Genomic DNA, 2,631 nt, shown 5'->3' on the forward strand with positions numbered 1-2,631 from the left:
ACAACGGCGGCGACACCGGGGACACCGGCAACACCGACAACGGCGGCGATACCGGAGACACCGGCACCACCACGACCATCACCTGGGCATGGGGCAGCCACACGGTGCTGGATTTCGATCCGGCCACCGACGGGCTCGATTTCGGCTGGTTCTCGTCCGACAACTTCACCATCACGGAAGAGAACGGCTCCGTGGTGATCTCCATTCCCTCCAACAGCCAGACCTACACGCTGGAGGGCGTGAGCCTCGACGACCTGTCGATGGACAACATCACCGCGAAGGACGCCAGTGCCCTTGCCGCCTGGCAGAGCGCGCTTGATGCCGGCAACACCGACAATGGCGGCGACACCGGCGACACCGGGGACAGCGGCAACACCGACAACGGCGGCGATACCGGGGACACCGGCGACACCGGGGATGGCGGCGACACCGGCAACACCGGCGACACGGACACCGGCACCACCACCGCCGTCACCTGGGCATGGGGCAGCCATGCGGTGATCGACTTCAACCCGGCCACCGACGTGCTCGATCTCGGCTGGCTCTCGGCAGACAACTTCTCCGTTGCCGAGCAGAACGGGTCGGTGGTGATCACCATCGCCGGCAACGACCAGACCTATACGCTGGAAGGCGTCACGCTGGCCGAGATGTCGATGGACGATATCAGCGCCAGAGATGCCTCGGCGCTGGCCGAATGGCAGGCCCTGCTCGATGCCGCCGATGCGCAGGCGGCCACCACCACGGCCACGGCGGTGACCGATCCGCTGCATGCCAGCGACGGTCTCGTCTGAGATCGCAGACGAACGGGGGCGGGCTTCGCGCCTGCCCCCGGCTGTGCGGTCATGCCAGCGTGGCAAACCACGCCGGCACGTTATCGTGTCCGCTCAGGGTGGCCGGGCTGCCATAAAGGCCGGCCAGAAAGGTCGCGCGGTGGCTGGCCCCGGCCACGGCGACGCCCTGTGTCATCGCCCCGCCCGCGGCCAGCGGCCGGCAGGCCATGTCGGGGTGAATGGCCTCGTCCGCCAGCCCGTAGCAGAAGCGGACCGGGGCGTCATAGTTCCAGCAGGTCGCGGTGTTGGCAGCAAGCCGGCGCAGAAAAGCGCTGTTGCGGTTGTCGGTAAAGCGGTCGAAGAAGCCCGCTACCAGCAGCGCCGGTCCGGCCGGCACGCTCTTCAGGTCATCGGCGCTGAGTGCGTAGGTCTGCCAGAACGTGTCGGCGAGGGCCCGATGATCCGGCCGGAGGGCGCTTTTCATCAGCCCCGGCAGGCCATAGTTCAGCTCGTAGCTGCCAAGCACCATGATCATGCAGAGGGCGATCCAGTCCGGCAGCGCGGGATAGCTTTTCACCCCGGCCGGCAGCGGAAAGGTCTGCGCCCCGGCCCAGTAGCGCCACGTCTCCACGAGGTCGTTGAACGGACTGGCGGTGGCCGTGCCCGTCACCGCCCGGCCGCTGCTGCGCAGCGCCTGATGCAGCCACTGGGTGTTAAGCGCGCCCTGCGACCAGCCGTGCAGAAACAGCGCCCCCGGCTCCAGCCCCCGCGCGCGCATCGCTCCCTCGCCGGCCGACAGCATGTCGAGGCAGGTGCGCACGGTCACGTCGCGCACCGTGTAGGCCTCGCCGCGGCCGGCGCGCAGCGGCCCCTTGCCCACATAGTCGGCGGCAATCACCGCATAGCCGCGGGCGGCGAAGCGATGCAGGTTGAACAGCGTCTCCAGCGAATCGGTGGCATCCGCCGGCTCGAAATCCGGCTGTGCAAGCCGCACGAGGCCGGAGGGCACCTGATCGAACGACAGAATCGTGCCGTGCTGCCACGAGAGCACCGGCAGCCGCCCGGAGGCGCCGGCCGGAAGCGCCAGAAGGCCGGTCACCGCCACGCGCTCGCCGGTGTGGGGCAGCACCGTTTCGCTCACGAGGCGGTGCAGCTCGACATCGTTCTGCGCGCCCTGCGTGGCGGCATCGAAGGCCGGCAGGACGACGGGCGCGTTGAACAGCGGAAAGGCGGCCGCAACCAGTTCGTCGAGACGCTGGCGGCTGACGCGGCCGGAGGCCGCGGAGCGCACGGTTGCCGGCGCCCCGGTGTCGCTCGCCGCCGTCCCGTTCTCTGCTCCGGCCCGTGCTGGCGGTGTGGCGGCAAGGCCGCCGATGGCGGAAAAGCCGGCCGCAAGTCCGCCGGCGGCCGCCAGAACCCTCCGCCGTGTGGGGAACGGCGGCACCGGGCCGGCATCGGCCTGCGGCCGGTCCGGTGTCTGGTTCTGTGTCTGGTTCTGTGTCTGGTCCTGCGGCTGACCCTGCTCTTGCGCCGGTCCGGCCGCGGCCGTTCCGTTCTTTCTGCCCGCCGGGGCGGGGGTGTGGCGAACCGTCATGGTCGCATCTCCGTCTGATCGCGGCCGGGCGGCCGGCGGAAGCGCCGGCCCCGAAAAGCACGATGCCCGGCACTGGGCAGTGCCGGGCATCGCGGATCGTCGCGGGACGGGACGGCGGGGCGGCGGGGCCGCCGCCGCGTCACTTCCAGTCGCGGATATCGACGAAGTGGCCGGCGACCGCCGCGGCAGCCGCCATGGCCGGCGAAACGAGGTGGGTGCGGCCGCGGAAGCCCTGACGGCCCTCGAAATTGCGGTTCGAGGTGGAGG

2 protein-coding genes and 1 pseudogene are annotated in these 2,631 nt (G+C 70.3%); 1 reads left to right on the forward strand and 2 read right to left on the reverse strand.

Annotation, left to right across the window (positions count from 1 at the left end):
* Positions 1-791 (forward strand): annotated as a pseudogene (locus V7067_RS05770) (hypothetical protein); the annotation flags it as partial.
* 49 nt (positions 792-840) lie between these two features.
* Here V7067_RS05770 and V7067_RS05775 read toward each other — a convergent pair.
* Together V7067_RS05775 and V7067_RS05780 are read right to left on the reverse strand one after the other, a co-directional pair.
* Positions 841-2,364: a lysophospholipase gene (locus tag V7067_RS05775; RefSeq protein ID WP_334174932.1), complete on the reverse strand. Its 1,524-nt coding sequence runs from the start codon at positions 2,362-2,364 to the stop codon at positions 841-843.
* Positions 2,365-2,503: 139 nt separating this feature from the next.
* Positions 2,504-2,631 (reverse strand): aconitase family protein (locus tag V7067_RS05780; protein ID WP_334174934.1); only part of this gene is annotated, 128 nt, incomplete at its 5' end.

Source organism: Pseudoxanthobacter sp. (assembly GCF_036822375.1).
Lineage (GTDB): Bacteria > Pseudomonadota > Alphaproteobacteria > Rhizobiales > Segnochrobactraceae > Pseudoxanthobacter.